Source organism: Mesorhizobium sp. WSM4823, assembly GCF_055811195.1.
Genome location: NZ_JBVVQL010000012.1, coordinates 112,714 through 137,155 on the forward strand (window position 1 = coordinate 112,714; position 24,442 = coordinate 137,155).

Here is a 24,442-nt window from a genome sequence, read left to right on the forward strand (position 1 = left end):
CCTAGCGTGTGACGGTGGTGGCGGCGATCTCAGACATGAAATGGTCGACAGATGTATTTCATTGCCTTGGCAACAGACTATGACGGCACGCTGGCGCACGAGGGGGTCGTCGCTGAAAAGACGATTGCCGCCCTCGAACGCTTCAAGAAAAGCGGCCGCAAACTCATTCTGGTCACGGGACGAGAACTGCCCGACCTCAAGCGCGTTTTTCCCGAGCTCGGCCTGTTCGACAAGGTCGTCGCCGAAAATGGGGCGTTGATCTACACGCCTGCCAGCGAGGAAGAACGCACGATTTCACCGGCACCGGCGCCCAAATTCGTCGCCAAGCTGAAGAAACACGGCGTCAAGCCGCTTTCAGTCGGACGGTCGATCGTTGCGACCTGGGAACCACACCAGGCAACAGTTCTTGAGGTCATCAAGAACCTAGGGCTGGAGCTGGAAATCATCTTCAACAAGGGCGCGGTGATGGTGCTGCCGAGCGGCATCAACAAGGCAACCGGGCTGGCCGCCGCGCTTGAGGACCTGAAGCTGTCGCCACACAATGTGGTTGGCATTGGCGATGCTGAAAATGATCATGCCTTCCTGCAGGCATGCGGCTGCAGCGTCGCTGTCGACAATGCACTTGCGGCGGTCAAGGACACAGCCGACCTGGTGACGCGCGGCGCCCGTGGAAAAGGCGTCGAGGAACTGATCGAGAAACTGGTGAAGCGTGATCGGGAACTTGTCCGAAAACGCCGCGACGGCATCCTCCTCGGCTCGGTCGGCAGTGACGAAGTCTATCTGACGCCGACCGACACGGTTCTGATCGCTGGAAGCTCCGGCATCGGCAAATCCACCTTGGCCACCGCGCTGACGGAACGCTTCGTCGAGAGCGGCTTTCAGTTCTGCATTTTCGACCCGGAAGGCGACTACGACGGCCTCGAAGGCGCCGTTCGGATAGGCGACGGCTCAAGCGCACCGACAAAGGCACAAGTGCTCGACCTGATCGACAAGCCGGACACCAATGTGGTCGTCAATGGGCTGGCACTGCGGGTCAATGAGCGGCCGGACTTCTTTGCCGATCTGCTGCCCGGTCTTGGCAGTTTCCGCTTCCGTACAGCGAGGCCGCATTGGCTGGTCATCGACGAGGCGCATCACCTTCTGCCCAAAAAGCGCGACGACACACGCGCCGTCCTGTCGTTGGAATTGCCGGGCACTGTCCTGATCACCGTTCATCCGGAAGCGATCTCGACCGATGCCCTGCGTCTGGTCACTGCCGTCATTGCGCTTGGCCCCAAGGCCAAGAATGTCATCAAGGCGTTTTGTCGTGAGACGGACACCAAACCGCCAAAGGATATCCCGTCGCCAAAAGGCGAGCGCGTGTTGTTCTGGCGACCGCAAACCCGCAAGAAAATTGCCGTAGTCAAAGCGATCGAGCCGCGCCAGTCGCTCAAGCGTCACAGCCGCAAATATGCAGAAGGTCAACTCGACGAGGCCGGCAGCTTCTATTTCAGAGGTCCTGACAACGCGATGAACCTGCGGGCCCACAATTTGTTGATCTTCGCGCAGATCGCCGAAGGCATCGATGACGGGACCTGGGAGCATCACCTGCGCGCCGGCGACTATTCCGAATGGTTTCGTCATCAGATCAGGGACAAGGAGTTGGCGCGCGAAACCGCCGAAGCAGAAAAGGACGAAAAGCTCTCGGCGCAAGAAAGCCGCAAGCACGTTCTGGATGCAGTACGTCGCCGCTATACGGCTCCTGCCACCGCCCCGGAGGAATAGAGAGAAAGGGATGATCCATGCATATCATTCTCGGAGGCACCGGCCATGTTGGTTCTGCTGCAGCTATGTCGCTTCTACAGCAGGGCGAAGCGGTCACCATCGTAACTCGCGACCAAGCCAAAGGCGCCGACTGGACCCGGCGTGGCGCCGAAATCGCGGTGGCGGATGCCCACGACAGCGAGGTCCTTCGCCAGGTTTTTCGTCAAGGCGAGCGGCTGTTTCTGCTCAATCCGCCGGCCGACCCATCGACCGACACGGACGTTGAAGAGCGTAAGACCGTCGCCGCCATCACTGCGGCGCTTGAAGGATCTGGATTGCGAAAGATCGTCGCCCAATCAACCTACGGCGCCCGGCCCGGCGACCGATGCGGCGACCTGAACGTCCTCCACGAGTTGGAGCAGAAACTGCATGCCCAGCCGATCCCTGCCAGCATCATCCGGGCGGCATATTATATGAGCAACTGGGATTTTGCTCTTGGAACTGCGGAGCAGGATGGTGTGGTGAACACATTTTTCCCGGCGGACTTCAGATTGCCGATGGTGGCACCGGACGACCTCGGGCGCACCGCCGCCCGCCTGCTGAAAGAGCCAATCGAACAGACAGGTATGCACTATGTCGAAGGCCCGGCGCGCTACACTGCGTCCGATGTCGCAGCTTGTTTGAGCGACGAATTGCAAAAAGACATTCAGGTGGTGACGGCTCCGCGCGAAAAATGGCAAGAAACTTTTGAGGGCATGGGCTTTTCCAAAGCCGCTGCCGAATCGTATGCGCGCATGACCGCCGTTACTCTGGACGAGCTAGAATTGCCCACAAATCCCGAGCGTGGCACGGTTTCCCTGCAACGCTACATTTCCGATCTGGTGGCCCGACGAAATTAGCGCCGCAAAAAACGGCGAATACCTCTGTATTCTCAATCCGTTACCGGAACAAACTACACTATTAAATCCTCTATTCTGATCGGCAGATCGCGGATACGCCTGCCGGTGGCGTGATACACCGCGCTTGCGACTGCGGCTGCTGTTCCGACATTGCCGAGTTCGCCCAAGCCCTTGACGCCGGCCGGGTTGACCGCGTGATCGACTTCCGGGACGAGGATCACCTCAAGCTGCTTTATGTCGGCGTTGACCGGCACCAGATAGTCCTGCAGGTCGCGGTTGACGTAGCGGGCGTGGCGCCGGTCGATTTCGGTCGCCTCGTGCAGGGCCTGGCCAATGCCCCAGATCATGCCGCCCATCAACTGGCTACGCGCGGTGCGCGTGTTCATGATGCGGCCGGCGGCAAAGGCGCCGACGATGCGGGGAACCCGGATTTCCCTGGTGTAGCTGTTGATGCGCACTTCAACGAATTCTGCACCATAGGCGTATTTCACCGAATCCTCGTCCTGATCGCCGCCGTGGAATTCCGGCTGCCCCGCGTAAAGTTTCTTCAGCGCCTCAGGCGACGAGCCTTTCGGTGCAAACTCGGCATATTCCTCGAGCGCGCCGATCTGCATCGCGTTGAAGACGTCGGACAGTCTGGCCGACTTGCCGCCATCGGTGACGACGGCCTCCTTTTCCATTTCCAGCTTTGCGTTGCCGGACCCCGCCAGCGGTCCGCCCTCCCCGACAGCAGCGGCGAAGAGTTTTTCGCGAATCGCGTCGCAGGCTTTCAGAACCGCCGAGCAGACACTTGCAGTCGAAATCGAGCCGCCCGAGACTGGCGCCGGCGGCAAGGTGCTGTCGCCCATCTCGACGCTCACCTTGTCGATATCGACGCCAAGCCGTTCGGCCGCCATCTGCCCCGCCACGGTGCGCACGCCGGTGCCGATCTCGTGCGAGCCGGACTGGACACGAACATGGCCGTCGTCGGTCAGGCGGACACGGGCTGCGCAGGGCGCTGCGGCGGTAGGATAGATGGCGGTCGCACAGCCCATGCCGACAAGCCAGTCGCCGTCTCGCATCGAACCGACCGCCGCTTCGCGCTTTGACCAGCCGAAGGCCTCTGCGGCCTGGTCATAACATTTGATCAGCGACCTGCTGGAAAATGGCTTACCGCCGATCGGCTCCTTTTCCGGCTCGTTGATGCGGCGGAATTCGACCGGATCCATGCCGAGTTCCACTGCCATTTCGTCCATGGCGTTCTCGAGCGCATAGACGTAGGGCGTCTCGGGCGGCGAACGCATGTAGCCGGGTGTGTTGCGGTCGGCATGCACCAGCGACACATGCGTCAGCACCGAGCCGTAATTATACATGCGGCTGGTTGCCGAGGTGCCGCCGACGACATAGGGATCCGGTCGCGAGGTCACTTCCCAGCCTTCGTGACCGAAGGCGGTGATGCGGCCATCCCTGTTCGCGCCGATACGGATGCGGTGACGGGTCTCCGCCCGGTAGGTTTGTGTGTCGTAAGCCTGCATGCGGCTGACCACGCAGCGCACCGGCCGGCCGACCCGGCGGGCCGCGACCGCCACGATCGCCGTGCGGGCGGTCATCGGCCCCTTGGAGCCGAAAGCACCGCCGATATAGGGACTGACGATCCGTACATTGGCCGGGTCGATCTTCAATTGCCGTGCCAGTTCGGTCTTCCAGCCGGTGACGTTCTGGCTTGGCTCGTGCACGGTGAGCTGATCGCCCTGCCACCACGCCGTCGTGGAAAACAGCTCGATCGGATTGTGGTGCTGGGTCGGCGTCGAGTATTTCTGATCGACCTTCACCGCAGCCGCCGCATAGGCTGCGTCGAAATCGCCGGCTTTAAGGTCGTCCTTGTACATCGGACTTTTGCCGGCGGCAGGCTCGATCGTGGTTCCCCGGGAATCGAAGCTGGCGCTGGGTGTTTCTTGCGCATAGTCGGCGCGGATCAGCATAGCCGCCTCCGCCGCCGCTTCGAATGTCTCGGCAACCACCAGAGCGATGATCTGGCCGTCATGGAAGATGGTCTTGTCGTGCAGCGGAGCGATCGAGCTTGCGCCGGTATTGCCGAATTCCGGCTTGTCGACCTGGTCCATGTCACCGACGCTGACGATATCGAGGACACCGGGCACCGCTCGAGCTTCCTTAAGCCGGAGACCGGAAATGCTGCCCTTGGCGATGGTGCTAGTGGCAAGCACGCCGTAGGCGACATTCGCGGTCGCAAGGTCGGCTGGATAGCCGGCCTGGCCGGTAACCTTCAGGCGGGCATCGATCCGGGGAACGGGATTCCCCATATTCTCTTTCGGCGCGGGGGCAGCTTGGTTCATGATGAGACCTTCATGTCGCGTGTTTCGAGCAAGGCTCGCACCAGGGTGCTTTTGCCGAGCGGGATCTTGAATGCGTTGTGTTCCCTTGGCTTCGCCTCGACGAATGCGGCTTCGGCAGCAGCCTCAGCGGCATTGCGATCGAGCACCTTGTCTTGCAATGCCTCTTCAGCCGCTCTTGCACGCCAGGGTATGGTCGCCACGCCGCCAAGCGCTATGCGGGCCTGCCTGACCGTGTCGCCGTCCATATCGAGAGCGACGGCCGCCGAGGCCAGCGCAAACGCATAGGATTCGCGGTCGCGTATCTTCAGGAAGCGGGAGCGGCGGCTCCAATCGCGGAAAGGCACATTGATGGCTACGATGACTTCGTCGGCCGCCAGATCCGTCTCTATGTTGGGCGTATCGCCGGGCAGGTGGTGCAGCTTGGCGAAGGGTATCCTGCGCAAGCCCTCCCTCCCCTCGGCTTCGACAACGGCATCGAGCGCGATCAAGGCCTGGGCGAAATCGCCGTGATAGGTAGCGATACAGGCGTCGCTGGTGCCGAGGACCGCATGCTGCCGGTTCAAGCCTTCCAAGGCAGCGCAACCGGACCCCGGCTCGCGCTTGTTGCACGGCCAGGATGTCTCGCGAAAATACTCGCACCGCGTCCGCTGCAGCACATTGCCGGCCAGGCTGGCCATGTTGCGGATCTGGCCGCTGGCCGCCAATTTCAGGCTTTCGGCAAGCAGCGGGCAACGGCGCTTGATCTCGGCCCTGTCTGCCGCTTCGCCCATGCGAACCAGCGCGCCGAAACGGATGGTGTCGTCGCTGATCCTGATCTGCCGCAAGGCCGGTTCGGCCAGACCGTTGAGGTCGAGCAGACGCTCGGGCTGCGCAACGCCAAGCTTCATGTAATCGGCCATATTGGTGCCGCCGGCGATGAATTGCGCGTTGGCCTGCGTCGGGGGAACGCGCGCATCGGTAGAATGCGAGGCGGCGGCGACGGCCGCGGAAACATTGGTCGGTCTTTCGTAAGCGAAGGGGCGCATCTCAAGCCCTCCTGGTCTCGTCTCGCGCCTGGACGATGGCCGCGACAATGTTCGGATAGGCGGCGCACCGGCACAGATTGCCGCTCATATATTCGCGGATGTCGTCTTCCGAACCGGCGTGGCCCTCGTTGACGCAGCCGATGGCTGACATGATCTGGCCTGGCGTGCAGTAGCCGCACTGGAAAGCATCGTTGTCGATGAAAGCCTGCTGCATCGGGTGCAGGGTCCCGTCCATGGAAGCGATCCCTTCCACGGTGGTGACTTCCCGGTCCTGGTTCATGACGGCGAAACTCATGCAGGAAAGCACACGCTTGCCGTCGACAAGCACCGTGCAAGCCCCGCACTGGCCGTGGTCACAACCCTTCTTTGTGCCCGTCAGGCCGACATGATCGCGCAGCGCGTCAAGCAGGCTCGTGCGATTGTCGAGGGCGAGATTGTAGGCTTGCCTGTTGATGCGCATCGAAATCGTCGACAGATCGCGCGGCCCGGTCGAACTTGCGGTTGATTGTTCGGCCGCTTTCACCGACTTCGCCAGCAACGGCGCAGCTGCGGCCGCCGAAACGGATCCGGTCATGAAGCCGCGTCGGCTGAGGACGGGCAGTGTGGGTTTGCTGGGGGATTTGGCATCGGACATGGCTGGCTCCAGGCTGGCTGCGTCTCAAGCGGGCCAAACCATCCGCTGGAGGCAAGGTTCCCTGTCTCTCACGCGCCTGTGATCGTTTCTCCTCCAGTCGCGCAATCCCATCGCCCGCCTCGAATTGGCATTCGGAACTCTCCAGCCGTCTTTTCGTTCACACTCGATCGACGAAAAGACGACAACCAAAAGCCGATATGGCGTCTGGAGTGAAATCATGAAATCGCAGCTTGTCGCCGAAAGCGCCGGACAAAGGACGTTCGTGGTGGTGCTTGATCCCGGCGAAGAAGCATTCGCGGCGCTTACCTCTTTCGCGGTCGATCAGGACATTGGCGGCGCCTCGCTGACCGCGCTCGGCGCCTTCGAAAGGGCGACCGTCGGTTGGTTCGACTTCAACCAAAAAACCTATCGGAAAATCCCAGTCCAGGAACAGTGCGAGGTGCTCAGCGCGATCGGCGATGTCGCGATCGGCGACGACGGCAAGCCCAGCCTTCACGTCCACGCGGTGCTCGGCTTGCGCGATGGCACCACGCGGGGCGGACATCTGCTCGACGGCATCGTTCGGCCGACACTCGAAGTCACATTGGTGGAAGCGCCTGGGCATATGCGCCGCAGGAAGCGTCCGGAACTCGGCATCGCCTTGATCGACCTGGACTCTTGAGATCCAAATGCGGACCAGCGCTGAAACTCAGGTCCGTCCTTTGTTTTTTGATTTCTCGGGCGCGGTCTCGGGTGCGGCTTCCCAGCCGAATACGCTGCGACCGCCGAGCAGATGCGACTGATCGAACTCCCCGGCAACGATTTCCTTCAGGCTGGGGCCGGTGACGTAGCGTTCGACCTGGCGTGATTGGTCGTCCAGCCGCTTCAAGGCACCGATTTCTTCGTCGCGGCCGAGCCTGGCCCTATGGACGGCGGATTTCAGCACGCCGATCGTCTCGTCATAGACCTTCAGCGGCACAGGAAATGGATGCCTGTCCTTGCCGCCATGCGCCAGCGAGAAACGACCGGGATCGGAAAAACGGCACGGCGCGCCATGCAAAACCTCGGCCACCAGCGCCAGCGCCCGCACCGTGCGCGCACCGACGCCGGGGACCAGAAGAAGTTCGGAAAAATCGGCCGCGCCACGTTCGGCAGCCGCCGCCATGTTCCCATGAAGACGGCGCATGACGACATCGCTTTCGCGAACGTCGTGGTGCGCCGGCATGATCAGGTGCGGCAGCATCGGCTGCTGTTGCGGCGCCTGCTCCGGAGCCGGGCCGGGTTCCAGCGCGGCGAATTCCCTCAGGATGCGATCCGGTCCGAGGTCTTGCAGCAGCTCCAGTTGTCCCTTGCGCGACGCGTCGGCGCGGCGGTCGGTCAGGTTGACGATCTCGCCCTGGTTGGCGCCCTCGATGGCGGCATGCGGCTGGTCGACAAAGCTCTTCAGGCCTTCCGACAGCCAGTGATAGCGGCGCGCCACTTTGCTGTCGCCGTTCATGCCCTGCTGCACCACGACCCAGTCGCCGTCATCGGTCACGATGAAGCCATGTAGATAGAGATCGAAGCCGTCCTGAACGGCGGCGCTGTCAACTTTGGCGACGAGACGGCTGGCCGTCGCCAGGCCTGTTCCGTCGAAGCCGACGCGCTCGCCGATGACGGCAAGCTCGTGCGGGGTCTTGCGTGAATGCGCCCCGCGGCCGCCGCACACGTGGATGCCGAGTTCGCCGGAGAGCGGAGCCAAACCGCGTTTCAGGGCACCGATGACGCTGGTGGTGATGCCGGAGGAATGCCAATCCATTCCCATGACGGCGCCAAACGACTGGAACCAGAACGGATGCGCCAACCGGCGCAGTAGCTCCTCGCGACCGTAGTGGTGAATGATCGCCTCGCACATGACCGCGCCAAGGCGCGTCATGCGGTCGCCGAGCCATTTCGGCACGCGTCCACCGTGAAGTGGGAGGTCTGCGCTTCCCGATCGTTGTGCCAAATCTTGCCGCCTGTTGCCGATCTATGCCTTGCGCTCAACAGATAGGTATCGAAAGCGGGGTGAAGAAGCGATAATGTCCGTTTCGAGCTGCCGATGCTGCCTGATTGGTGCCAGGCCCGCTTGGCAATCAGTGTAGCGGTTATCAGGTAGATTCGCTGACGAGATTAGGCCCATTCGGGTTCCATCGGCGGCGTTTGCCGGTTACCGGTCGGCTGGATTTCCGACCGCCGGATCGCGCCGCCTCGAATATCTCTCCACACGCGGCAGATCGTCACGAAATTCCACCCACGGCAGCTTCATGTCCCAATAGGCGTGAGCCTGCGGCGCAAAGCGTTCGGGGTGGTCGAAGAAGCCGATCGTCAGGTAGAGTTCTTCGGGAAGCCCGTGGTCGAGATAGGCAATGGATGTCCCGCAATCGGCGCAGAAGGTGCGGAGCACGCCTCGGGTTCTCGAGAACGTCTTCGGCGTGCCGGTCAGCAATCTGAATTGGGCCGGTCGATATCCGACCCAGACCGTCAGCGGGCTTCCTATGGCCTTGCGGCAATCGTCGTCGTGATCGGAGCAAATCCAGAACGGGTCGCCATGCATCTCAGCCGTTATCGAACCGCAAAAACAGGAGCCGGTCTCGATTCTGGTCATCGAACTATCGCTTCTGATCGAGGCGGCCGTTCGGCCGCAGGGTGCGCAGGGTGATCGAATAGCGGTGCGCGGCAACCGGAGGTATGCTGTGCTCCCATTCGGTACGCGCCGGACCCGTCATCAGGTAAGCCGACCTTGGCTCGACGATGATGGTCTCGCGGTCCCATTTCGTGCCGTTCTTCCGGCGGAGCCGAAAGCTGCATGGGGCAAGCAGGGAAACGCCGGCTACGGCATCGAAATGCGGCTTGTCGCGATGCCAGCCGATACCGGCGCCGGGTCGGTACTCGTTGATCAAAACCTGCACGAAAGCATCGACGGGCAGCCGCGCAAATGCCGCCACCTTCTCCCTGAGCGGCATCAGAAAAGCTGGGATCGCCGGCGCCTCGACGACTTTGCGCTGGTCAAAATCGTAGCGCAGGCCAAAACCGGCGACGCGCCGGTTTGCGAGATGGCCATGAAAATCAAAGGGCTGGAAGGCGAGACTTTCGAGCTGCCGCACCAGCTCAGCTTCTTCCTCGACGGTGATCAGCTCTGGCAGATAGTGAAATCCCTCCGGCAGACCATCTAGCGCATGAAAATCGGGCGCACGAAAATCGGGCGCGCCAAACAGGTCGCCTTGGCCGGCGCCTTCCGGCTGCTTGGTTTTGAGCGATGGCATCAACCCTAATTGGTGAAGCTGGCCGGCGACGGCAAGGCCTTGGAGGCGCGGAGCCGGCCGGACCCTCGCCTCTTATCTTGCGCTAGATGGAACCGGCTAGATGGAACCTGGCTTGCCAGGGCGGGTTATTTGTACAAACGCGTCGAGCATTAGGGTCGAGTGTCGGGAAATGCCTTCAACTGCTATCCAAAGCATAAATTACGATCCGGCGACGAGAACCCTCTCCGTATGGTTTGTCCCAAGCGGATACCGCTACGACTACGACGACGTGCCGCCACAGACCTACGCCGCATTCCGCAAAGCCACATCAAAAGGCCGGTTCTTCAACGCGTTCATCCGAGACCGGTACAGACACCATCTGGTCGAGCAGAGCCAGTCGGGGTGAGACCGGCGCCCTTGTCGCCGAGAATGCATCCGAAAAGCGATGGCTTGCTCGTAGAAACCGGCCGGTCGACCGCTCCTTCATTGTGCCGGCGGCGTACCTGGTTGATCGCCGCCCGTCGACGACTTGGGCGTAGGATCCTTGTCAACCTCGGGACTTTGCTCGACGGTATTTGTGTTGCTCTGTGTCGGTTCAGTGCTGCTGGTGCTGCCCTGTATCGGTTCCGCCTCGTTGCTGCAGCCCGCTAAAGCAAAAGCCGCCAGCAGAACCGACAAAAACGACAATCTCGTCAACCGCAATTTCGTCATGCCAACCGCTCCTTCCTGCTCGACAACGGCGGGTCGTGAATTTGGTTGCAGCGGAATGATTATCTGGGTTGGCCGAGGACCTTCTCATCGCCGTGAAGGAGCCAAGGAACAAATCTGCGCGCCGCCACGTTGCATTTCCAGTGCAAACGCTTGTGACAGTGAGGCTGTTGTCTTGGCGCCGAGAGCAAACTGGAAGGGCTTCCTGAAAATTGGAGAACTCAGCTGCCCGGTGGCACTCTATACGGCTGCCTCGACTTCAGAGCGGATCGCCTTCCACACGATAAACCGCGCCACCGGCCATAGGGTGCATCGCGCGTTCGTCGACAGCGATAGCGGCAAACCCGTCGAGAAGGACGATCAGGTCAAAGGCTATGAGATCAGCTCGGGCGACTACGTCGTGCTCGAACCCGATGAGGTCGCAGCCGCCGTCCCCGAGAGCGACAAGACGCTGTCGGTCTCGGCCTTCATCGGCTGTTCCGATGTCGACGACGTGTATTTCGACAAGCCGTATTACCTGGCCCCGCCGGACAAACACGCGGAAGAAGCATTTGGGCTGATCCGCGAAGGCATGCGCAGGAAGAAAGTCGCTGCAATCGCCCAGACCGTCCTGTTCCGGCGCGTCCGGACCCTGCTCATCCGGGCCTATGATGAAGGGCTGGTCGCAACGACGCTGAATTTCGACTACGAGGTGCGCTCGGCGGAAGAGGCCTTCGACAACGTGCCCGACATGAAGATCAAGGGCGAGATGCTCGAACTGGCCGAACACATCATCAAGACCAAGACGGGCAAATTCGATCCGACCAAATTCGACGACCGATATGAGGCGGCCCTGGCCGAACTTGTGAAGGCGAAGCTCGAAGGCAAGAAGATCGCTGTTCCGAAGCCGGCCAAGCGAGAAAAGGTCGTCGATCTTATGGATGCGCTGCGCCAAAGCGCCGGCGTTGGCGGCAAACAGCCCTCGACAAGAAAACCAGCGGCAAAGTCAAAGCCGGCGCGACACGCGAAGGCGAAGCAGACGGCGCCGCGTCGGAAGGCCGGCTGACCGATGGCGCTCGAGACCTACCGCAAGAAGCGCGATTTTTCGGTCACCCCGGAGCCGCAGGGCCGCAAGGCGGCGAGGACGGGGAACAGCTTCGTCATCCAGAAGCATGATGCGACGCGGCTCCACTATGATTTTCGTTTGGAAATGGACGGCGTCCTGAAGAGCTGGGCTGTCACCAAAGGGCCGAGCCTGATCCCCGGCGAGAAGCGTCTTGCCGTCCATGTCGAGGACCATCCCTTGGAATATGGCGGTTTCGAAGGTACCATCCCGAAGGGCGAATATGGCGGCGGCACCGTCATTCTGTGGGACAGAGGCACTTGGGCGCCGATCGGCGACGCGCATCGCGGCTATGCGAAAGGCCATCTCGATTTCGAACTTCACGGCGAGAAGCTCGGCGGCCGCTGGCATCTTGTGCGGATGGCCGGAAAGCCGAGGGAAAAGCGCGAGAACTGGCTGTTGATCAAGGGCGACGATGAGGCTGCACGCGCCGAAGGCGATCCTGACATTCTGGACGAGCGGCCGGAGTCCGTCGCCACCGGCCGTAAGATCGAGGATGTCGCCGGCGAGGCGCCCGGCTGGTCGTCGAAGACAGGACGCATCGGCAAGCGCCGCGGCCGCACGAGGGCCGCTCCACCGGAAAAACAGCCCGCCCCCGCCAACGTTCCGGAGCCATCAAAGATCAAGGGTGCCAAGAAGGCAGCGCTTGCCGATTTCGTCGAGCCGACGCTGGCGACTCTGGTCCCGTCAGCGCCGTCCGGAGAACGCTGGCTGCACGAGATCAAATTCGACGGCTACCGGCTGCAGGCCAGGATCGAAGCCGGCCGCGTCAAACTGTTGACGCGGAGCGGTCTCGATTGGACGAAAAAATTCGGCAAAGCGGTCATTTCGGCGCTGGCCGATATCCCTGTCGGAACGGCGCTGATCGACGGTGAACTCGTGGTCGAGACCTCCGCCGGCGCATCGGATTTTTCCGCGCTGCAAGCCGATCTCAGCGAGGGCCGCAGCGATCGCTTTCGCTTCTACGTCTTCGACCTGCTTCATCTCGACGGGTACGATCTGCGCGACGTGGCGTTGATCAAGCGCAAGGAGCTGCTGGAAAAGATCATCGGCGGGGATAACGGTATCATCAGCTACAGCGGACATTTTGAGGAGAACGGCGTTCTGGTCCTGCAACACGCCTGCCGGCTGAGCCTGGAAGGTGTCGTCTCCAAGCTTCGCGATGCGCCTTACCGCGCGGGCCGCAGCAAGAACTGGGTGAAGTCGAAATGCTCGGCACGGCAGGAATTCGTCGTCGCCGGCTATGTCCCCTCGACAACTTCGCGCAACGCGATCGGTTCGCTTGTCCTGGGTGTCTATGACGACGGCAAGCTTCATCATGTCGGACGCGTCGGCACCGGCTACACGGCAGCGGTCGCGCAGAGCCTCTTCAAGAAGCTCGAGCGGATCCGTATTCCGTCGAGCCCGTTCGACGAGCGGCTGACCGCTGAGGAGGCGCGGCAAGCCCGCTATGTCAGGCCGGAACTGGTCGCCGAAATCGAGTTCCGCGCCTGGACCGCCGACGGCAATCTGCGCCACGCCTCGTTCCGCGGGTTGCGCGAAGACAAGCTGGCGAAGGAGATCGTCCGCGAAACGCCGAAGACGAACAAGGCGGCACCCAAACCTCAGCGCCGGACCGTCAAGCTCACCCACCCCGACCGCCTTTATTGGCCGGACCAGGGCGTGACCAAGGAGGGGCTCGCCGACTATTATGCCGAAGTCTGGCGCCATGCATCGCCCTACATGGTCGGCCGGGCACTGGCGCTGCTGCGATGCCCGAATGGCATTTCGGGCGAGAAGTTCTTCCAGAAGCATGCCTGGAAGGGTCTCAATCCAAATATCGTTCTGGTCCACGATCCCAAGGACCCACCCGACGAGCGGCTGATCAGCATCAATGACCTCGATGGGCTGATCGGCCTTGTCCAATCGGCGGCGCTGGAGATCCACCCCTGGGGCTCGATGGTGAGCGATTGGGAGCGTCCGGACACGATCATCATGGACCTCGATCCCGGCGAGGGCGTTGCCTGGGAGGCGGTGATCGAAGCCGCCGTCGAGACCCGCGACCGGCTGAAGGATGCAGGGCTTGTCCCCTTCATCAAGACCTCCGGCGGCAAGGGTCTGCACGTCGTGGCGCCATTGAAACCGAAAGCGGAATGGCCTGAAGTTAAGGCCTTCACCAAGGCGATTGCCGACGCCATGGCCTCGGACAATCCCAGCCGCTACGTCTCGACCATCACCAAATCGAAACGACGCGGAAAAATCCTCGTCGACTATCTGCGCAACCAGCGTGGTGCGACCGCAGTCGCACCCTATTCGACAAGAGCCCGACCGGGTGCGGCGGTGTCGATGCCGCTTTCCTGGGACGAGCTCGGCCCCGGCATCGGACCGGCTTATTTTACCGTCGAGAACACACCCGTCCGGCTTGCCTCGCTATCGTCGGATCCCTGGCAGGATTTCCGCGCGGCCGCAGCGCCGATCGAAGAACCGGGAAGCCGGCGCAAGAAAGCGGCTTGAGGCCTGCCTTACGAAGGGCATGCATCGGGGCAATCAGGCGATCTGCTCAAACGTGCATTGTTCCGGCGCCTTGTCGGGCCGCCAGCGCAGGAATTTGGTGCCATGCCGGAAACGGTCGCCGGTAACGTGATCGAAGCGCACTTCCACCACCAATTCGGGACGGACCGGTTCCCATTCGCCGCTGCGCTCGGTGCTCCAGCGGCTCGGCCCGCCCGGCGCCTTTCCGGTGAAGCCGGGGGGCTCGCGCATGGCTTCGAGCTTGCGGGTAAGCTCGGCCCTGTCGTCCTTGGCAATAGTCGAGGTAAAGCCGACGTGATCGAGCTTGCCGGCCTGGTTGTACAGACCCAGCAACAGAGAGCCGACCTGCGGGCTGTTGCTGAGATAGCGAAAGCCGCCGACCACGCAATCGGCCGACCGCAACCGCTTTACCTTCACCATGGCGCGCACCCCCGGTTGGTACGGACCGTCCAGCCGCTTGGCGACCACGCCGTCTGTCGCCCCATGTCCGGCACCCCCTAACCAGGAGCGGGCTTCCTTCACATCGCGCGTACAGTGCGAAAGCACAATGTTCCTGCGGTTTGCCGAAGCGACGAAAGCCTCAAGGATCACTCGCCGTTTTTTCAGCGTCCGCGCCAACCAGATGGTTCCGTGCTCATCGCAGAGCATGTCGAACAGGACGATGTGCGCCGGGGTTTCGGCGGACAGCTTGCGGATCCTGCTCTCGGCCGGATGAAGCCGCATCTGGAGGGCGTCGAACGAAAACTTGCCGTCGACCGAGATGACGATTTCGCCGTCGACGATGAAACGGGACGACGGCAGTCCCTTCAACGTCGCGACGAGTTCGGGAAAATACCGTCCGAGCGGCTTGCCCGACTTTGCGCGCAACTCCACAGCGTCGTCCTGCCGGAATGCCAGGCAGCGAAAACCGTCCCATTTGCGCTCGTATTGCCATCCGTCTCCTTCAGGAATCGCATCAGCGGCCTTGGCTTCCATTGGAGGCGTATCGAGCGGCAGAGGGAAGCCGCCGTCGCGAGGGATGACCTTCATTGTGCTGCCTTTGTCCTCCCGAGCAACTCCGTGCGCCTATTTTGGCTTTCCGGCCTCCGAGCCGATGCTCTTGCGCAGCGCATCCATGATGTTGATCACGTTGCTGGGCGGTTGCTCGGGCTTGGCCTTCGCCTTGGCCGGCCGTTTCTTGCCCTTCTTCTTCGAGGCAATGATCTCCAGCAGCCGCGCCTGGACGGGATCTCCGGTCATGGCGGGATCCCACTGCCTGGTTCGCTCATCAATCAGCGTCGAGACCATGTCCATCATTTTCGGGTCGGGTTTGGCGTCGTCGATCTTGCCGAAATAATCCTCGGGATCGCGAACCTCGTCACCATAGCGCAGTGTCCACAACACAATGCCCTTGCCTCGGGGTTCGAGCATGACGGCGCGCTCGCGGCGATACATGACCAGTCGCGATATTCCGACCGTCCCTGTCGACTGCATGGCGTCGCGAATGACGGAGAATGCCTCCTCCCCGACCGGGTCGTCAGGGGTGAGGTAATGGGGCTTGTCGTACCAGATCCAGCCGATGGAGTCGGCATCGACGAACATGTCGATGTCGATGGTGCGGGTGCTCTCAAGCGCAACCGCGTCGAGCTCGTCGTCCTCGAGCAGCACGTATTCGTCCTCGCCGCGCTGGTACCCCTTCACCTCGTCGTCTTCAGCAACGGGCTTGCTGCTGACGGCATCGACATATTGGCTGACGACCCGATGCCCGCTCTTGCGATTGAGCGTATGAAACCGGACCTTTTCGCTCTCGGTGGTAGCGGGCGTCATCGCGACCGGACAGGTCACCAGCGAAAGCTTCAGATAGCCTTTCCAGAAAGGACGTGGCGCCATCAGGGAACCCCGGCAGATGTAAAACAGCCGAACGCACCAGGGGTATCGATTGTTCCAGCTGCGTTTCGTCGCGCCCAAGGCTCGCGAGCAAGATCGCTCGTCTTCGACCCTCAAGAAACCTGATGCCGTCGAATTCATCATTTTTCCGGTTCGGGAAGGAACCGATGGGCGCGAGCGCAGTTCGGGGCAGACAAACAGCTCGGCGGCAGCGAGGACCATTCGATGTCGGAAGCGATCCGGATCGCAATCGGCGCTCCCTTGTCGGGAAGTGCGGCAGCGCTTGGCGCCGAGATGAAGCAGGCGATCGAACTCGCGGTCGAGGAACAGAACGCGGACGGTGCGGGGCTTCCCATCTTGCTTGAGGCCGCGGACGATCAGGGCAAGGTCGAGACCGGACGGCAAATTGCGGACGAGTTTTGCAACCGGCCGGATCTGCTCGGCGTCGTCGGCCACTACAACAGCAATGTCACCATCGCTGCGGCGGAGATCTATGCTGCCCACGGCCTCGCGATGATCACGCCTATCGCTTCCGACACGGCGCTCACCGAGCGCGCTCTGCCGAATGTGTTTCGCTTCACCAACCGCGACGACCGGACCGGAGCAGCCATTGCCCGTCATCTCTACGACGTCATGGGCAAGCGCCGCGCCGTGCTGGTCGAAACCGAAACCATGTATGGCCACAGCATGGGCAGCGCGTTCTCGCGGGCATTCCTGTCGCTCGGAGGACGCATCGCGGAGCGGCGAACGGTTCGCGAAGGGAGCCGCGATTTTGAGCCCGTAGTCGCGTCCCTGCGGGCCGATTTCGACCTCCTGTTCTACGGCGGCAGTTTCGAGGGTGCGTTCATCCTGCGAGCAATGCGCCGTGCAGGTCTCGACCAGCTCTTTGCCAGCGGTGACGGCTGTTGGGACGCGGTGAATTTCCTTGGGCCTGCAGGAGAAACCGCGACATTGGGTGAAGGCGTTCTTGTGCTGTCCGCTACGCCCGAAGTGGGCAAGGTCGCGGGTTCGAGCGATTTCGCCGCCCGCTACGCGGCGCTGTTTGGACCGATCGGCAACTATGCCGTGAATTCCTACGATTCAGCCCGCGTGCTGATCGCCGCAATCAAGGACGCGATCACCGAATCCAAGAGAAATCCGAGCCGACGCGACGTTCTGATTGCGATGCGGAAGCTCCGTTTCCAGGGCATTGCTTATAGCGATCCGGTGCAGTGGGACGAAAAAGGCGACAACCTGGCCGCCGTCACGGCGCTCAACGTGGTGGAAAATGGCCGATTTCGACAGATTGCCGAAATCCCGCAGATGCAAGGCATCGGATAGACCCTCACGACGGCTGCGGCGCACTCGGAAACAACACTCGCAATTTGTGCTCCGCGGCTGCCCAGTTGCGCGTGTGATATTGCCAAAGGCAACCATTGCTCACCGCAAAGGCCAGCATTCCGACAACCACGGCGAGGCTGATCGTCGACCCAAGGACGGCATTGGTCATCACACCGGCAAAGACGCCGGCGATCGCACCGTTGACGACATTGACCATGCCGGCGGTGCTCGTGAACGACTGCCAAGAGGTAGGCTTGAGACCGACATCGGCAAGCAAGGCAAGCTGGTTGTCATGCGTCGAATGGACAAGATATCGCGCCATGGATGGCGCCAGCTCGGTATAGTAGTGCCTGATCCGCGCCATGCCGCGTGCGTGGACCATATCCTCAATTGCCACCTGCACGGCCCTGACAAAGGTGACCAGTCCGACGAAGTAGAGGCATGGCAGCAGGATCAGGCTGAACAGCACGAATGGCTGGCCCATCTTCGTCACCTGAGCGACGAAGGCGAGTGCAATCGTCGCGCTCGATACGGAGGTCAGGAACAGATTGGCGCGCTGGTTCGCCTCCTGAATCGTGGCTGCCCGGGCGGTTTGCAGCACGAAATGCTCTGTCGTCATCATCTGCAGGAGTTGCTGCCCGCTCTCGCTGTCACTTGTTTCTGTCATCGCGAATAGGTTTTCGTCGGTCGCGGTGTTGCCGGGTAAAGCCGCATCGGCAATGCCGGATGAGCCTCCCCTGGAGAGCAGGCGACCGCGCCATACGGCGAGTGGCTGTCAGTCCCGCAAACGATTGGCGGCGTGGTCCTGGCGTTGGTCGGTCGCGACCTGCTTGGAATCCAGACCGCGTTCCTTGGTATGTTGCGCCTTGTCGCGGTTGGACAGGACTTGGTTTTCCCCGATCTTATCCTTCGGGGTCGTGGTCATGGCGCCTGTACCAGAACCCTTCCCCTGTGAACCCGCTCCGATGTGCTTCTTGCTACCTTTTGCCATGGGCTTTCTCCAATTCGTGTGGGACGACGCGGTGGTTATTCCTCAGGGTTAGTCCTTGGGGCCAGTCGTCGAGGATCAGTCGTCGGGGCGGTTCTTGTGATGAACGCTCTCCTGATTTCTTCCCCGAAGGATGTTGCGGTCGTCAGGATCGACAAGATCGGGTGTGTCGGACCTGATTTCCGATCCCTTGCGCAGCGCTTCACGTTCCGCTGCCGATCGCTTCAGGTCCGCCTCTGCGTCGAAATCCTTGTCGGCGCCCTTCGTGTTCTCCCGCTTTTCAATGATGCGCATCTGCTGTTCATGGGTCCTGCGTCCAGCCATTGTTTCCTCCAAGGTGCCTCGCATTCGATTCATGCCCAGATCGCTGGCGGCAATCGTCGGATTCCCGGTGATTGCAGGCCGTGCCGAAGCCATTGTGCTCTCCACGAGCTGGGCCTGTTCCTATGGCGATAATGGCAGGGCGGCGGGATCGTTCCGAAATGGCGGTCGAATAAGCCGTCCTTCGCTCATCTCAGTCTTTCTCTTCGCGATACAAGCGCTCAGTCGCCCGCTCACTCTCCCTGCGTTCTGCGGGACCGCGGCGGCGTCGCGTGACGAGTGCGTAGGCGATCAGGATTGCCAGTATCAGGGGACCGCCTGCAACGACGAGCAACCACATGCTGTTCTCAAACATGGACTATCTCCTTTTCCTCACAACCGATAAGGCGCCGAAACCGTTCCTGGGTTCTGCCGCCAATTGCCGATGTTTACGATTGGCCAAATCGCTGGCGCCTTTGTCGTCGCAGGGCGGAGCGAACGCGAACCGGAGCATATGACCAGGAAGGATGTCGTTGCGAGTTCGCGATCCGTGGTTTCAACTTGACACGTGACGGCAGTTATGCTAGGAATTTATTCATGGTGCTGATTTGCGCCAACGACCCGCCGACAAGGCGGGTTTTTTGTTTCGGCGCTATCCCCACAGGACTGCGAGTAGCCGTTGACGGCGCGACGTGACCCTCGCCGGGTCACTTCCCGATCGGCTTCCGCTGTGCGCGGTTCGCAACGCCGCCGTTCCGATGGAACATCAGGCTATCTCAGTCGTTCGGCAACCGATCGCTGATTTCCACCGCTGGCGCCCGACGCCGCAGCGGGCGCGTAAATCTGCAGGGACACGCGTAAATCTGCAGGGACACGCCCAGACACACAGGAGGCAACCATGCCCAACACTGCCGAGATCCTTGTCGACACATTGATCGCCTGGGACGTACGCGTGATCTTCGGCCTGCCGGGGGACGGCATAAACGGCATCATGGAGGCGCTGCGCACAAGGCAGGACAAGATCCGCTTTGTGCAGGTGCGGCACGAGGAATCCGCGGCTTTCATGGCGACAGCCTATGCCAAATGGACCGGCAAGCTCGGCGTCTGCCTCGCCACCTCAGGGCCAGGAGGCACGCACCTGCTCACCGGTCTCTACGACGCAAAGCTCGACCAGGCGCCGGTCCTTGCCATAACCGGCATGCAGTTTCACGACCTGATCGAGACGTTCACGCAGCAGGACGTCGATCTCACCCGCGTCTTCAACGACGTCACCGTCTTCAATACGCAAGTGAGCGACGCAGCCCATATGGAAAACGTCGCCGGCCTGGCCTGTCGTTCGGCGCTCGCGGGACGCGGCGTTTCGCATCTTTCGATAGCCAGCGACGTGCAGGAACAGACGGCGGCAAAGCGCTCGCTGCGCAATCTTCCAAAACATACACCTGAGCGGTGGTTCGAAGGGGACAAGCGACCCGACGACGCCCAGCTCGCTCTTGCAGCGGACATCCTCAACACCGCCTCGAAAGTGGCAATCCTCGCCGGGCGCGGCGCGCTTAATGCGAAGGCCGAGCTCGAGAGGACGGCGGAACTCCTCGCCGCACCCGTTGCCAAGGCCTTGCTCGGCAAAGCCGTCCTGCCGGACGATCACCCGCACGTCATGGGCGGAATAGGAATATTGGGCACGCTGGCTTCGCAGGAGATCATGGAGGAATGCGAGGCGCTGCTGATCGTCGGCTCGACCTTTCCCTACATCGAATACTATCCCAAGCCGGGCAAGGCGCGCGGCGTGCAGATCGATCGCAATGCGCAGCGCATCGGCCTTCGCCACCCCGTCGAGGCCGGTCTGGTCGGCGATGCGGCCATCACCTTGCAATTGCTCAACGAAAGGCTGAAGCCAAAGCAGGACAGATCCTTTCTCGAGAACGCGCAGCAGAGCGTGCAACGTTGGCGCAAGATGATGGCGGAGGCGGAAAGCAGGGACGATGTGCCGCTCAAGCCGCAACGCATCGTCAAGGCATTCGGCGATCGAATGCCTGCGAACGCCATCCTCGCTACCGATTCCGGTCAGAATACAGAACTTGCCGCCCGTCATATCGATATCAAGGCCGGACAGGATTTCGCCGTCTCCGGCTCGCTGGCGTCGATGGCCTGCGGGCTGCCCTATGCGATTGCCGGCGGGATCGCCTTCCCAGGCCGGCCGGTTTTCGCGGTGGTCGGCGACGGCGGGCTGGCAATGCAGCTTGGCGAATTTTCCACCGCCGTGCATTACAAGATTCCGCTCAAGCTTCTGGTGATCAAGAACAACATGCTCAACCAGATCGCCTGGGAGCAAATGATGTTCCTCGGCAATCCGCAATTTGCCTGCGAACTCCAGCCAATCGACTTCGCCCTGGCCGCCGAGGCCATGGGCGGCATCGGCTACAGCGTCACTCGGCCGGAGGACGTCGAGGGGGTCCTCGACGCCGCCTTTGCCGCGGAAGGCCCGGTGATCATCGAGGCGGTCGTCGACGCATATGAACCCATGCTGCCGCCGCGCATGCCGGAGGAATATCGAAAGAACATGCGCACAGCGCTGCGGGAAACGCCGGGCCGCAAAGAGATTGAAGCAAACCTCGCTCGGGAGCCGCTGAAGACGATGATGGGTTGACTGAAGGTTCGCTAGCCGGGTCACTCCTTGACGTAGGCGCCTGGCTGGCGGCCGCTCTTCGGGGCCTTGGCATCCTTGGAACGCTCGGCGAGCGACGGACCGGCGCCGGACGTCTTTTCGGTCGCGGCACTGGGGGTGGACTGTCCGGGCGGATTTTTCCCCTCGGACTGATGGGTTTTGTCCTCCACCTCGTTTCTTGACCTTGTCAGGCCCATCCCCCCGGCAGGCTTCTTGTTGCCGGCCGCCTCTTGGGAGAATTGATCAGACGCGTCCGCATCTTTCTTGGCCGGGTACTTGGTCGCACCATGTTCGTAACGGGTCTCGTTTTCAGTCATGGCGTCTCTCCAATTGTCTTCTGCGGCGGTTAAACACTCCTGGGACGGTTCGGGTTCCAGCCGCCGCTGGCGCTCCGGACGGACGCCATATGCAACGCGCGGCACCGTGCCGTCAAACGGATGTCGCGCCCGCCGGCACGGCAACACTCAGGCGGCGTCCGCCAGTCAGACCTCTTGCCATGGCGTGTGCAGGATGTCGGCGCCCGGCTGCTCGTCGAACAGGACCGCGCAGCCGCGCTCCAGCGCCACCGGCGACAGGGCGTTGGCCACGGTTTCGTCCGGCGAGATGAAGTCACCGGTCAGCACCCGCAACTCTTCCACGGCTTTGGCCATCGACACCAATCGCCCTGCCGCGCGGCCGGTCGTGCAGGCATCGATGACGGAAACGAGATCGATCATATCGAAGTGGCCCATTATAGGCCTCCGCAAACAGCGTCCCTTCCCAGCTATGAACGCCGCAGCGATCGACAATGTTCCCGGCCGGGCCGAACAGAGCGTCACGTGCTAACCCTGGTCTATCTTATCCTTGAGCTTGCTTAGGAATGTCACCAGAGCGTCTTCTGGCCGATCGGCCTCCTCGGTCAGCATGTCGATGCCCCAGCGTCCGAGGACGGCTTCCTGGACGACGCTCGGTTGCGGCATGAAGACGAAAGATCTCGGACGGTTCTTTTCGTAGCCGGACCGGCGCCAGGTTTCCCACAGCCGATACAGCAACAACCGGATGTTCATGTCGGACATGCTGTAGCCGATGAACAGGATGGTGCGCCCCAGCGCGTCGGCGCGAAACTTCACGTCCAGCGGCGAATCGAACGACAGCCGCTCGAAATAGTCGGACTCGGCCAAAACCAGCGAGGCATCGTCGTCGAAATCCCCGTGGTATTTGATGATCTGGGTAGCCTCGCCGTTCACTTTGGCGATGTCCTTGGCGTTGGCCACTTTTACGAACGGCCGGTCGTGGAGTTCGAACGCAACCTCAAGATTTCGATCGTAGTTGGTGGTGTAGATGATCGGGAAATCGAGTGACACGATCAGCTCGTGGATCGCCGATCCTTTCACTTTTTTCCGCGAAACGCTCCATTCGCGATCCATCCAGCTGCGCAAGGAGCCGATACTGCCATGCTTTAGCCGGTAGTATTCGGCAAGCGCCTGATAGCTGGGTTCAGGCATATCGGCCGTAGCGCGGTCGAGGCCGAGTTCATCCTCCATATGCTCGATGAGCTTCTCCCAGGATGGCAGGCCGACGCTCATCGACACCCCCGCTCCAACGAACAAGATCGCTCGTCGCTTTTTCACGGATTGAGCCAGTTGCTCGAGTGCAGACGGCATAGCCAACTCACCGGGTAATGATCCAACACAACTGCGAAAGGCAGCGTCTGTTCCGGAGTGGCCGGATCATATCGGCGTTCAGCAATTCGGGCGCAGACTGGAACCGCTGAGGCAGATTGAAGTTTGGTTGCCAGGGAGACGATGATGGCCGCACAACGAGATCAGACGCCCGCCAAAGCGAGAGGCGATATTCAGGCGACGCAGGACAAAAACCCGGGATTCGACCCAGCGGCCGCACCTGAAGAGACCGATGCAGAAGCGGCAGATGCGCCAAACGCTGTCATTGAGGCTCGTCCACGGCGACAGCCAGAGTTCACGAACGAAGCGAGTTTCGCCGATGCTATGCGGCCGCTGGAAGGCGAGCCTGATCTTGAGCCCCGCAAGAACTGGCCGGTGTTGGTGATTGCCGCGGTCGTTCTCGTCGGGGCCGCGGTCTTCGTGATGGCAGCCATGCTGCGCTAGCAAGACATGCTTCCGGAGCTTATTCGTACCCGAGGGCCAAGTCGTTGTGAGCATCTGTTGCGGCTATCGCAGCCTGGCCGAAAGCGACTGCGATCTGGTTCAAAGCCTTGACGAGGTCGCCGATGGCATACACCCCCTCGACCGAGGTCCGCTGGTGCTTGTCGACGACGACGTAGCCGTCGTCGCAGCGTTTGACGCCCATTGCCAGCGCGAGCTCGGAACGCACCCGGCAACCCATCGCCGGATAGATGACGTCAAAATGGCGCACCGCGCCATCCCCGAGGAGGGCATCGTAGCCGTTGCCGGCAGGAACAAACCTTTCGAAGGCATCGCAAATGGCAATTTTTTCTTCCGCCGCCACGCGCCGCGTGCTGGCCGAAAAATCCGGAAGATAGCGAGCCAGCATTGTGACGTGCTGCGTATACTGCTTGAGGAACATGGCCTCTCGCAGTGCCTTCGCCTCCTCCCCGATGACGGCGACCCGATGATCAATGACTTCGTAGCCGTCGCAAACCGGGCATAGGCGTACGCTGCCTCTGGCAATGGCCTCGCGCAGGTCCGGAATAGCAGGTACAAGGTCGACAATACCCGTCGCCAGGAAAATCTTGCGGGCGCCGATCCGCCCTGCGTTTGTCTCGGCGCCAAACCCGCCTACGGTCGGCTCGATCGATGACACCTGACCCTCCACCAGTGTCGCTCCGTATTTGTCGGCCTGCGCACGAAGCCGGTGCAGAAGATCGGCGCCGCTGATCCCTTCCGGAAATCCCGGACAGTTGCGGCTTTCCGCAATCAGCATGGCGCGCGCCTCATTCGCGTCCACCACGACGACCCGATGGCGGAACCTGCCGAGATAGATCGCGGCCGCCAATCCGGCAGGCCCGCCACCAACGATGAGGACATCCGCGTCAGTCCAGGATGAGGCTGAATGTCGGCGTTTGCGTACGGCTTGATCCATCCGCGCCGAACGCACTCGTGGGAAAGATGTTCCGGCGCCGAAAATCGAA

General features: G+C 61.6%; 25 protein-coding genes. 9 read left to right on the forward strand and 16 right to left on the reverse strand.

Annotated features, from left to right (window positions below):
- The first annotated feature begins 51 nt into the window (after window positions 1-51).
- A complete protein-coding gene (locus AC0L26_RS24805) occupies window positions 52-1,764 on the forward strand; it encodes an HAD family hydrolase (protein WP_473634954.1) in 1,713 nt (570 codons plus the stop codon).
- 17 nt (window positions 1,765-1,781) lie between these two features.
- Window positions 1,782-2,642: an NmrA family NAD(P)-binding protein gene (locus AC0L26_RS24810; RefSeq protein ID WP_352929202.1), complete on the forward strand. Its 861-nt coding sequence runs from the start codon at window positions 1,782-1,784 to the stop codon at window positions 2,640-2,642.
- Window positions 2,643-2,695: 53 nt separating this feature from the next.
- On the opposite strand, the gene AC0L26_RS24815 is transcribed toward AC0L26_RS24810, so the two are convergent.
- From AC0L26_RS24815 to AC0L26_RS24825, 3 genes are read right to left on the reverse strand one after another with little or no spacing between them, the layout of a single operon-like run.
- Window positions 2,696-4,975: a xanthine dehydrogenase family protein molybdopterin-binding subunit gene (locus AC0L26_RS24815; protein WP_473634955.1), complete on the reverse strand. Its 2,280-nt coding sequence runs from the start codon at window positions 4,973-4,975 to the stop codon at window positions 2,696-2,698.
- Window positions 4,972-6,000 carry an FAD binding domain-containing protein gene (locus tag AC0L26_RS24820; RefSeq protein ID WP_473634956.1) on the reverse strand — a complete coding sequence of 343 codons (1,029 nt, stop codon included), beginning with the start codon at window positions 5,998-6,000 and terminating at the stop codon, window positions 4,972-4,974. Before AC0L26_RS24820 ends, AC0L26_RS24815 begins: the two co-directional genes overlap by 4 nt.
- A 1-nt stretch (window position 6,001) precedes the next feature.
- The gene (locus AC0L26_RS24825; protein WP_473634957.1) at window positions 6,002-6,634 is read right to left on the reverse strand and encodes a (2Fe-2S)-binding protein; all 633 of its coding nucleotides are present in this window, start codon (window positions 6,632-6,634) and stop codon (window positions 6,002-6,004) included.
- 217 nt (window positions 6,635-6,851) lie between these two features.
- Here AC0L26_RS24825 and AC0L26_RS24830 point away from each other — a divergent pair, with 217 nt between their 5' ends.
- Window positions 6,852-7,295 carry a PPC domain-containing DNA-binding protein gene (locus AC0L26_RS24830; protein ID WP_473634958.1) on the forward strand — a complete coding sequence of 148 codons (444 nt, stop codon included), beginning with the start codon at window positions 6,852-6,854 and terminating at the stop codon, window positions 7,293-7,295.
- Between the two features lie 27 nt (window positions 7,296-7,322).
- Here the strand turns inward: AC0L26_RS24830 and AC0L26_RS24835 are convergent, their stop codons facing one another.
- The 3 genes from AC0L26_RS24835 to AC0L26_RS24845 all read right to left on the reverse strand — a co-directional run bounded on the left by AC0L26_RS24835 (window position 7,323) and on the right by AC0L26_RS24845 (window position 9,897).
- Window positions 7,323-8,600: a DUF763 domain-containing protein gene (locus AC0L26_RS24835; RefSeq protein ID WP_473634959.1), complete on the reverse strand. Its 1,278-nt coding sequence runs from the start codon at window positions 8,598-8,600 to the stop codon at window positions 7,323-7,325.
- Window positions 8,601-8,801: 201 nt separating this feature from the next.
- Window positions 8,802-9,239: a GFA family protein gene (locus AC0L26_RS24840; RefSeq protein ID WP_473634960.1), complete on the reverse strand. Its 438-nt coding sequence runs from the start codon at window positions 9,237-9,239 to the stop codon at window positions 8,802-8,804.
- Between the two features lie 4 nt (window positions 9,240-9,243).
- Window positions 9,244-9,897 (reverse strand): alpha-ketoglutarate-dependent dioxygenase AlkB, encoded by a 654-nt coding sequence (locus AC0L26_RS24845; protein ID WP_473634961.1) that lies wholly within the window; start codon window positions 9,895-9,897, stop codon window positions 9,244-9,246.
- A 169-nt stretch (window positions 9,898-10,066) separates the two neighbouring features.
- On the opposite strand from AC0L26_RS24845, the gene AC0L26_RS24850 reads away from it, so the two are divergent.
- From AC0L26_RS24850 to ligD, 3 genes are all read left to right on the forward strand, one after another.
- Window positions 10,067-10,282, forward strand: a complete 216-nt coding sequence (locus AC0L26_RS24850; protein WP_473634962.1) for a KTSC domain-containing protein — start codon at window positions 10,067-10,069, stop codon at window positions 10,280-10,282.
- Between the two features lie 477 nt (window positions 10,283-10,759).
- On the forward strand, window positions 10,760-11,629 hold the full coding sequence (gene ku / locus AC0L26_RS24855) for a non-homologous end joining protein Ku (RefSeq protein ID WP_473635036.1): 870 nt from the start codon (window positions 10,760-10,762) through the stop codon (window positions 11,627-11,629).
- 3 nt (window positions 11,630-11,632) lie between these two features.
- Window positions 11,633-14,179, forward strand: a complete 2,547-nt coding sequence (gene ligD / locus AC0L26_RS24860; RefSeq protein WP_473634963.1) for a DNA ligase D — start codon at window positions 11,633-11,635, stop codon at window positions 14,177-14,179.
- A 33-nt stretch (window positions 14,180-14,212) separates the two neighbouring features.
- Here ligD and AC0L26_RS24865 read toward each other — a convergent pair whose 3' ends face one another.
- Both AC0L26_RS24865 and ku (AC0L26_RS24870) read right to left on the reverse strand, forming a co-directional pair.
- Complete coding sequence (locus tag AC0L26_RS24865) at window positions 14,213-15,226, reverse strand: ATP-dependent DNA ligase (protein ID WP_473634964.1); 1,014 nt, start codon at window positions 15,224-15,226, stop codon at window positions 14,213-14,215.
- A 36-nt stretch (window positions 15,227-15,262) separates the two neighbouring features.
- Window positions 15,263-16,066 (reverse strand): non-homologous end joining protein Ku, encoded by an 804-nt coding sequence (ku, locus tag AC0L26_RS24870; protein WP_473634965.1) that lies wholly within the window; start codon window positions 16,064-16,066, stop codon window positions 15,263-15,265.
- Between the two features lie 222 nt (window positions 16,067-16,288).
- On the opposite strand from ku (AC0L26_RS24870), the gene AC0L26_RS24875 reads away from it, so the two are divergent.
- The gene (locus AC0L26_RS24875) at window positions 16,289-17,383 is read left to right on the forward strand and encodes a branched-chain amino acid ABC transporter substrate-binding protein (protein ID WP_473634966.1); all 1,095 of its coding nucleotides are present in this window, start codon (window positions 16,289-16,291) and stop codon (window positions 17,381-17,383) included.
- Window positions 17,384-17,387: 4 nt separating this feature from the next.
- Here AC0L26_RS24875 and AC0L26_RS24880 read toward each other — a convergent pair whose 3' ends face one another.
- The 4 genes from AC0L26_RS24880 to AC0L26_RS24895 all read right to left on the reverse strand — a co-directional run bounded on the left by AC0L26_RS24880 (window position 17,388) and on the right by AC0L26_RS24895 (window position 19,047).
- Window positions 17,388-18,050: a hypothetical protein gene (locus tag AC0L26_RS24880; RefSeq protein WP_473634967.1), complete on the reverse strand. Its 663-nt coding sequence runs from the start codon at window positions 18,048-18,050 to the stop codon at window positions 17,388-17,390.
- A 108-nt stretch (window positions 18,051-18,158) separates the two neighbouring features.
- Window positions 18,159-18,374 (reverse strand): hypothetical protein, encoded by a 216-nt coding sequence (locus AC0L26_RS24885; protein ID WP_352929241.1) that lies wholly within the window; start codon window positions 18,372-18,374, stop codon window positions 18,159-18,161.
- 75 nt (window positions 18,375-18,449) lie between these two features.
- Window positions 18,450-18,695, reverse strand: coding sequence for a hypothetical protein (locus AC0L26_RS24890; RefSeq protein ID WP_473634968.1), 246 nt, complete (start codon window positions 18,693-18,695; stop codon window positions 18,450-18,452).
- A gap of 190 nt (window positions 18,696-18,885) precedes the next feature.
- Window positions 18,886-19,047: a hypothetical protein gene (locus AC0L26_RS24895; RefSeq protein ID WP_352929245.1), complete on the reverse strand. Its 162-nt coding sequence runs from the start codon at window positions 19,045-19,047 to the stop codon at window positions 18,886-18,888.
- Window positions 19,048-19,569: 522 nt separating this feature from the next.
- Between AC0L26_RS24895 and AC0L26_RS24900 the strand changes: the two genes are divergently transcribed.
- Entirely contained in the window at window positions 19,570-21,315 is a 1,746-nt protein-coding gene (locus AC0L26_RS24900; RefSeq protein WP_473634969.1) for a thiamine pyrophosphate-dependent enzyme, read from the forward strand.
- A gap of 20 nt (window positions 21,316-21,335) precedes the next feature.
- Here the strand turns inward: AC0L26_RS24900 and AC0L26_RS24905 are convergent, their stop codons facing one another.
- The 3 genes from AC0L26_RS24905 to AC0L26_RS24915 form a co-directional block, all read right to left on the reverse strand.
- Complete coding sequence (locus AC0L26_RS24905) at window positions 21,336-21,650, reverse strand: hypothetical protein (protein WP_473634970.1); 315 nt, start codon at window positions 21,648-21,650, stop codon at window positions 21,336-21,338.
- A gap of 165 nt (window positions 21,651-21,815) precedes the next feature.
- Window positions 21,816-22,064 (reverse strand): hypothetical protein, encoded by a 249-nt coding sequence (locus tag AC0L26_RS24910; RefSeq protein WP_473634971.1) that lies wholly within the window; start codon window positions 22,062-22,064, stop codon window positions 21,816-21,818.
- 90 nt (window positions 22,065-22,154) lie between these two features.
- Window positions 22,155-22,976 carry an SIR2 family NAD-dependent protein deacylase gene (locus AC0L26_RS24915; RefSeq protein WP_473634972.1) on the reverse strand — a complete coding sequence of 274 codons (822 nt, stop codon included), beginning with the start codon at window positions 22,974-22,976 and terminating at the stop codon, window positions 22,155-22,157.
- Window positions 22,977-23,120: 144 nt separating this feature from the next.
- Here AC0L26_RS24915 and AC0L26_RS24920 point away from each other — a divergent pair, with 144 nt between their 5' ends.
- The gene (locus tag AC0L26_RS24920) at window positions 23,121-23,438 is read left to right on the forward strand and encodes a hypothetical protein (protein WP_473634973.1); all 318 of its coding nucleotides are present in this window, start codon (window positions 23,121-23,123) and stop codon (window positions 23,436-23,438) included.
- Between the two features lie 19 nt (window positions 23,439-23,457).
- Here the strand turns inward: AC0L26_RS24920 and AC0L26_RS24925 are convergent, their stop codons facing one another.
- Window positions 23,458-24,393, reverse strand: coding sequence for an NAD(P)/FAD-dependent oxidoreductase (locus AC0L26_RS24925; protein WP_473634974.1), 936 nt, complete (start codon window positions 24,391-24,393; stop codon window positions 23,458-23,460).
- Window positions 24,394-24,442 lie beyond the last annotated feature (49 nt).

Bases quoted from the DNA above. Each gene is read 5' to 3' on its own strand.
- AC0L26_RS24910 (WP_473634971.1), bottom strand. From the start codon at position 22,064: ATGGGCCACTTCGATATGATCGATCTCGTTTCCGTCATCGATGCCTGC.
- AC0L26_RS24925 (WP_473634974.1), bottom strand. From the start codon at position 24,393: ATGGATCAAGCCGTACGCAAACGCCGACATTCAGCCTCATCCTGGACT.
- AC0L26_RS24810 (WP_352929202.1), top strand. From the start codon at position 1,782: ATGCATATCATTCTCGGAGGCACCGGCCATGTTGGTTCTGCTGCAGCT.
- AC0L26_RS24865 (WP_473634964.1), bottom strand. From the start codon at position 15,226: ATGAAGGTCATCCCTCGCGACGGCGGCTTCCCTCTGCCGCTCGATACG.
- AC0L26_RS24895 (WP_352929245.1), bottom strand. From the start codon at position 19,047: ATGTTTGAGAACAGCATGTGGTTGCTCGTCGTTGCAGGCGGTCCCCTG.
- AC0L26_RS24875 (WP_473634966.1), top strand. From the start codon at position 16,289: ATGTCGGAAGCGATCCGGATCGCAATCGGCGCTCCCTTGTCGGGAAGT.
- AC0L26_RS24900 (WP_473634969.1), top strand. From the start codon at position 19,570: ATGCCCAACACTGCCGAGATCCTTGTCGACACATTGATCGCCTGGGAC.
- AC0L26_RS24845 (WP_473634961.1), bottom strand. From the start codon at position 9,897: ATGCCATCGCTCAAAACCAAGCAGCCGGAAGGCGCCGGCCAAGGCGAC.
- AC0L26_RS24915 (WP_473634972.1), bottom strand. From the start codon at position 22,976: ATGCCGTCTGCACTCGAGCAACTGGCTCAATCCGTGAAAAAGCGACGA.
- AC0L26_RS24890 (WP_473634968.1), bottom strand. From the start codon at position 18,695: ATGGCTGGACGCAGGACCCATGAACAGCAGATGCGCATCATTGAAAAG.
- AC0L26_RS24840 (WP_473634960.1), bottom strand. From the start codon at position 9,239: ATGACCAGAATCGAGACCGGCTCCTGTTTTTGCGGTTCGATAACGGCT.
- AC0L26_RS24920 (WP_473634973.1), top strand. From the start codon at position 23,121: ATGGCCGCACAACGAGATCAGACGCCCGCCAAAGCGAGAGGCGATATT.
- AC0L26_RS24850 (WP_473634962.1), top strand. From the start codon at position 10,067: ATGCCTTCAACTGCTATCCAAAGCATAAATTACGATCCGGCGACGAGA.
- AC0L26_RS24820 (WP_473634956.1), bottom strand. From the start codon at position 6,000: ATGCGCCCCTTCGCTTACGAAAGACCGACCAATGTTTCCGCGGCCGTC.
- AC0L26_RS24805 (WP_473634954.1), top strand. From the start codon at position 52: ATGTATTTCATTGCCTTGGCAACAGACTATGACGGCACGCTGGCGCAC.
- AC0L26_RS24825 (WP_473634957.1), bottom strand. From the start codon at position 6,634: ATGTCCGATGCCAAATCCCCCAGCAAACCCACACTGCCCGTCCTCAGC.
- ku (WP_473634965.1), bottom strand. From the start codon at position 16,066: ATGGCGCCACGTCCTTTCTGGAAAGGCTATCTGAAGCTTTCGCTGGTG.
- AC0L26_RS24815 (WP_473634955.1), bottom strand. From the start codon at position 4,975: ATGAACCAAGCTGCCCCCGCGCCGAAAGAGAATATGGGGAATCCCGTT.
- AC0L26_RS24885 (WP_352929241.1), bottom strand. From the start codon at position 18,374: ATGGCAAAAGGTAGCAAGAAGCACATCGGAGCGGGTTCACAGGGGAAG.
- ligD (WP_473634963.1), top strand. From the start codon at position 11,633: ATGGCGCTCGAGACCTACCGCAAGAAGCGCGATTTTTCGGTCACCCCG.
- AC0L26_RS24905 (WP_473634970.1), bottom strand. From the start codon at position 21,650: ATGACTGAAAACGAGACCCGTTACGAACATGGTGCGACCAAGTACCCG.
- AC0L26_RS24880 (WP_473634967.1), bottom strand. From the start codon at position 18,050: ATGACAGAAACAAGTGACAGCGAGAGCGGGCAGCAACTCCTGCAGATG.
- AC0L26_RS24830 (WP_473634958.1), top strand. From the start codon at position 6,852: ATGAAATCGCAGCTTGTCGCCGAAAGCGCCGGACAAAGGACGTTCGTG.